The 5,491-nt window shown below is 67.2% G+C and carries 4 protein-coding genes; 3 read left to right on the forward strand and 1 reads right to left on the reverse strand.

From position 1 onward, the window contains the following. A partial coding sequence (locus AC1DVT_RS17555; RefSeq protein WP_477390394.1) for a 2-isopropylmalate synthase occupies positions 1-954 on the reverse strand: 954 nt, incomplete at its 3' end. A gap of 207 nt (positions 955-1,161) precedes the next feature. On the opposite strand from AC1DVT_RS17555, the gene AC1DVT_RS17560 reads away from it, so the two are divergent. The 3 genes from AC1DVT_RS17560 to AC1DVT_RS17570 all read left to right on the forward strand — a co-directional run bounded on the left by AC1DVT_RS17560 (position 1,162) and on the right by AC1DVT_RS17570 (position 5,255). Beyond that, positions 1,162-1,788: a hypothetical protein gene (locus tag AC1DVT_RS17560; RefSeq protein ID WP_477390396.1), complete on the forward strand. Its 627-nt coding sequence runs from the start codon at positions 1,162-1,164 to the stop codon at positions 1,786-1,788. 93 nt (positions 1,789-1,881) lie between these two features. Next, complete coding sequence (locus AC1DVT_RS17565) at positions 1,882-3,855, forward strand: CHAT domain-containing protein (RefSeq protein ID WP_477390398.1); 1,974 nt, start codon at positions 1,882-1,884, stop codon at positions 3,853-3,855. A gap of 41 nt (positions 3,856-3,896) precedes the next feature. After that, positions 3,897-5,255 carry a hypothetical protein gene (locus tag AC1DVT_RS17570; RefSeq protein WP_477390400.1) on the forward strand — a complete coding sequence of 453 codons (1,359 nt, stop codon included), beginning with the start codon at positions 3,897-3,899 and terminating at the stop codon, positions 5,253-5,255. Positions 5,256-5,491 lie beyond the last annotated feature (236 nt).

Consider the following 5,491-nt stretch of genomic DNA (forward strand, 5'->3'; position numbering starts at 1 on the left):
GCGCTTGACCTGGTCGACGTCGCTGAAGTCGATCTGCGGGTCCACGCCCTGGGTCAGCAGGTTGATGCCCAGCGCGACCAGGTCGACATTGCCGGTGCGCTCGCCGTTGCCGAACAGGCATCCCTCGATGCGATCGGCGCCCGCCATGTAGCCCAGCTCCGCCGCGGCGATCGCGGTGCCGCGATCGTTGTGCGGGTGCAGCGAGAGCAGGATGCTCTCGCGATGGGCCAGGCGACGCGACATCCACTCGATGGAATCGGCGTAGACGTTGGGGGTCGCCATCTCCACCGTCGCCGGCAGGTTGATGATGACCTTGCGGTCGGGAGTCGGCTCGAAGATCTCGATGACCTGGTTGCAGACATCGAGGGCGAACTCGAGCTCGGTGCCGGTGTAGCTCTCCGGCGAGTACTCGTAGAAGACCTTGGTCTCGGGGATGCGCTTCTCGAACTGGCGGCACAGCCGGGCGCCCTCGAGGGCGATGTCGATGATGCCCTGGCGATCGGTGCGGAACACCACCTCGCGCTGGAGGATGCTCGTCGAGTTGTACAGGTGGACGATCGCCTGCTTCGCGCCGGCGATCGACTCATACGTGCGCTCAATCAGGTGCTCGCGCGCCTGCGTCAGGACCTGGATCGTGACGTCGTCGGGGATGAGGTCCTCTTCGATGAGCTGCCGAACGAAGTCGAAGTCGGTCTGGCTCGCGCTCGGGAACCCGACCTCGATCTCCTTGTAGCCCATGCGCACGAGCAGGTCGAACATGACCCGCTTACGTTCGGGGCTCATCGGGTCGATGAGGGCCTGGTTGCCGTCGCGCAGGTCCACCGCGCACCAGTGCGGCGCCTTGGTGATTCGGGCGCTGGGCCAGGTGCGGTCGGGCAGATCTACGGCGAACTGCTCGTGGTAGGGGCGGTATTTGTGAACCGGCATCCCTGAGGGCTTCTGATTGTTATCCATGGGTCGCTTCTTCCTCGTCGAAATGAGCGGGCCGACAACAAGCTCCGCGACGAGGGGGGCCCTAGATCGAGGCCTCGTCGCGGCAGCTAAGGAGGAGCGAGCGTGCACGCATGGATTCAGGTTACACCCCGGGCCGGGATGGATGGAAACGGGGATCTCCTGCGAAAGCCGGGTGAGACGATCCGTCCCCGGTCGACACTTGAAGGTATGCGCCTGTCTCCGCTCYCCTGCCGTTTCGCCGCAGTCGTGCTCGCGGCATCCGCCATCGCGCTCTCGGGATGCGCCTCGAACCCCGCCGCTGCGCCGGCGTCATTCGGCTCGCTCCCGGCTCCTCCACCCGAGGGTGAGGTCGTCGGTCAGGGGACGGTGATGGACATCGCCGGTTCGGTGGAGCTTTGCCTGGGGCCGGTCGCGGAGTCGTACCCGCCGCAGTGCTCGGGCATCGAGCTGGTCGACTGGACGTGGGACGGCGTCGACGGAAGTGAGCAGTCCGGGGATGCGCGGTGGGGCTCATATGTGGTGCAGGGCAACTACGACGGTGAGTCGCTGAGGGTGACCCAGCCGCCGATCATGCTCGCGCTCTACGACCCGATGCCGGTGCCGGATCCCACCGAGGGTCGCCCCGGAGTGGCTGCGAATGACGAGGCGATGCGCGAGCTTCAGGATGAGCTGCCCGAGCGGCTCGGCTCGGACTACCTCTCCTCCAGCATCGAGAACGGCTACCTGTGGATCGACGTCGTCTGGGACGACGGGACGATGCAGGATGCCGCGGATGCCGAGTTCGGCGCCGACACCGTGGTGGTCCGCTCTGCGCTGCGGGAGGTAGAAGGCTAGCTGACCTCGTATCTGGCAGGGCTGTCGCGCCCTCACTACTGTGAGCACTGAAGCATCCGATGATGGATGCGGCGGAGCTTGGTGAGGGGCACCATGGGTTCCACAGACGCTCGCGCATTCGAGGTCGTCCTGCTCGCAGCGGCCTTCCGCAACCCGCGCGGTCGGGCCTACATCGTCGAGTTCTTCCCCCCATCCGTCGTCGACCTGTACGACATCGCGGTCGCCCACCCCGACTGGCACGAGACCGACAACCTCACCGCCAAAGCGCTGCTCATCGCGCGCATTCTCGACGCCGAGACCGATGTCGCCGCCCGCTATCAGGCAGATGTCGACGCGGGCGTGCTGGGATTCGGCGCCGGCGAGGATCCGGAGATGGATGCCGCGTTCGCCGAGGTGGGACGGGTGCTGGCTCCGGAGCCGGGAGCGGCACCGGCCGACGACGGTCTCCTCGGCGCCGATGCACCGGCCGAGGGTCCACCGGCCGACGACAGAACCATCCCCGTACCGAACGACACCGTCCAGACGTGGCTCAACGTGCAGCTGGACGACTGGGAAGGTCCCCTTGCGGTCGCCGTGCCGTACACGCTGGCCGTGTTCTTCGGCGAGAAGAGCGCCGCGGCTCAGGCGGCAGCCCTCACCACCCTGCGAATCCCCGACGCCGCCGAGACCCTCGACCTGTCGGTGACCCTCGTCAGCAGCGACTTCGACACCCCGGCGCACCCGCAGATCCTCACCGTGGGCCGCGACGGCAAGTCCGATGGCCGCGCGCTGTTCGAGTGCACGGCGCGGCACGAGGGGCCGTCGACGATCAGCGTGCTCGTCAACGTCGCGGGCAACTTCCTGCAGCGACTCGAAGTCACGTTCGATGTCGGCGCCGGTGCGGAGCCGACGATCAAGAACTTCGGTCGCCCCATCGGGGCCGCGGAGGTGCTCGAAGCGCGTACGGCCACCATGCAGTTCATGCCCGCCATCGGCGGCTACCAGCTCATCGCGACCGCGATCTCGCCCGATCCGATCGACATCCGCATCACGCCGGACGAGCTCGCTGCCCGGATCGACGGCGTGCGCGAAGTGATGCTCGAGACCGTGAAGAAGCGGGATGTCGCACTGAATCTCGACATCACACCCGAGGACGGCACGACCTTCCTGCAGGAGCTCGCGTTCGCCGGATTCCGCCTCTTCCAGTCCATCTTCGCCGGGCCTGAGTCGTCCCAGGAGTTGAGGAGCGTCGGAAAGTGGCTGCGCGAGAGTCTTTCCGGCGAGACCGCCACCCTGCAGGTCGTGTCGAGCGGATTTCCGGTGCCGTGGGCGCTGATGTACCTCACCGAGCGGTTCGACGCGACGCCGCTCACGTGGGAGAACTTCATCGGCATGCGACACGTCGTCGAGCAGATTCCGATGGCGGAGATCTCGGCGGTGCCGCCCGCGACRACCATCGACTCCGCGCCGGAGATGAGCGTGCGGGCGCTCTTCAACGACACCATCGACGAGTCGATGCCGTCGAAGCCGGTCGCAGAGCAGCGCCGCTACTGGGGCGCCCGCGGGGTGACACTCACCGAGGGCGCGAAGGTCGAGGACCTCGTCAAGAGCGCGCTCGCGAAGGGCGCGACCGACAAGGTGATTTACCTGTACTGCCACGCCGAGGCATCCGCCAAGGATTCAGATGATTCGAAGCTCATCTTCACCGGCTCGCAGAGCGTCTCGCTCGGCGAACTGTCGGTCTTCGCGCCGATCGAGGACATCCTCGAGAGCCACCCTCTCGTCTTCATCAACGCGTGCGAATCCGGCGAGCTGACGCCGAAGTTCTACGACGGCTTCGTCCCGTACTTCCTGGCCAAAGGCGCTCGCGGTGTGATCGGCACCGAGTGCAAGACGCCGGGCCTGTTCGCGAGCGAGTGGGCCAAGGCGTTCTTCGATGAGCTCTTCGCCGGAAACTCCGTCGGCCAGGTCGTCCTCGACCTGCGCAGACGGTTCCTCGCAGAGCACAACAACCCGCTCGGACTGCTCTACGGCGTGCACTGCGACACCGACACGGTGGTGTCGCCGGCTCTCGTCGCTCAGGGCTGAGCACAGATCGTCCGTCCCGCCGCACGAGAGAGAGGTCCACGATGTCCCTGAGGCGCATCCCCGGCACGTCCCAGCAGTATTTCCTCATCACGTACGACAAGCGCGGCGAGGAAGTGCCCGATGCCGATGGGACGAGCGCGAGCAGGCAGGCGATCGCCGCGCTCAGCGATCCGGCGGCGGACGTGACCGACGTCTTCATCCTCAGTCACGGCTGGCAGGGCGACTACGACGACGCCATCGCCCAGTACGACCGGTGGATCGGCGCCGCGAATCCCGACTCAGCGGGTGACAGCATCCGTCCCTTCATCATCGGCGTGCACTGGCCGAGCAAGGCGTGGAGCGATCGTGAGCTCACGAGCGCGCCGACCGGACTGCTGGGCGACGAGCCCGCGGACAACCCCGATGCCGTCACCGTGGATGCTGCTGTCGACGAGTACGCGGCCGCACTCGGCGACTCCCCCGAGATGCGCGCCGCGCTGAAGACCGTGCTGGACTATGCCGCGGAGCTCGACCCCGATCAAGACGCGACCGGCGACGACGAGCTGCCGACGGATGTCGCGGACGCCTACCGGGTGATCGCCGCCGCGACCGGAGCGGACGAGGGCGAAGACTCGCTGCTCGGCGGCGGGTGGGATCCCGACGAGGTGTTCGTCCAGGCGTCGAAGGAGCAGGAGGACGACGGGCTGCTCGGTGAGGGATTCTTCCAGAAGCTCCGCGAAGCGGTGCTGACCCCGCTGCGCCAGCTCACGTTCTGGCACGGCAAGAACCAGGCCCGTGAGTTCGGCGAACGGGGTGCGGCGAAGCTCGTGCGCGCGGTGATGGCGGCGAGCCCCGCGCGGGTGCACCTCATGGGACACAGCTTCGGCACCATCGTCGTCTCCAGCGCGGTGCGCGGGCCGGGCGAGAATCCGGTTCCGCCACCGCGACCGGTGAGCTCGCTCTTCCTGGTGCAGGGCGCGGTGTCACTGTGGGCGTTCGACGCAGACGTGCCCGATGCGATCGGCGGTGGGCGCGGCTATCTCGCGGACGTCGCCACACCGGAGTTCGTGTCCGGACCGATCGTCGCCACGCGTTCGAAATGGGACTACGCGGTCGGCAAGTTCTACCCGCTCGCCGTCGGGGTGGCCGGGCAGTTCCTGCTCGGCGACGATCTGCCCAAGTACGGCGGGATCGGCACCTTCGGGATCCAGGGCGTGAGCGGCACCGTCGAGCTTCCTCCGCTGCAGCCGGGCGCCCGGCCGCCTGGCGAGTTCGCCGCATCGACCGTCTACAACATCGACGCCAGCGCCGTCATCGCGAAGGTGGAGGGAGCGGCGGGCGCGCACAATGACCTCGCCCATCGCGAGCTGGTGTGGCTGGGCTGGCACGCTGCGCTGTCGCACGCGAGAGAGGACCGCTGAAAGCCGAGGGTTCAAGCGATGGCGGATGCCGGATCCGCGGCACGATCCAGGCGTTCCAGCCGGTCGACCCGGGCTCGCGATCGACTCGCCAAAATTCATCGAGAAATGTTTGCTGATCAGGTGGATTTCGGGGTCGGAATGTCGGTGGCCCTCAGCAGAATGGGGGTATGAAGGACCTCATCGATCGTCTCGAAGCACTGGACGCGATGGTCGCTGAGGTCGTGGCCGAGGCTGTG

Source organism: Microbacterium sp. P2_F9, assembly GCF_056403635.1.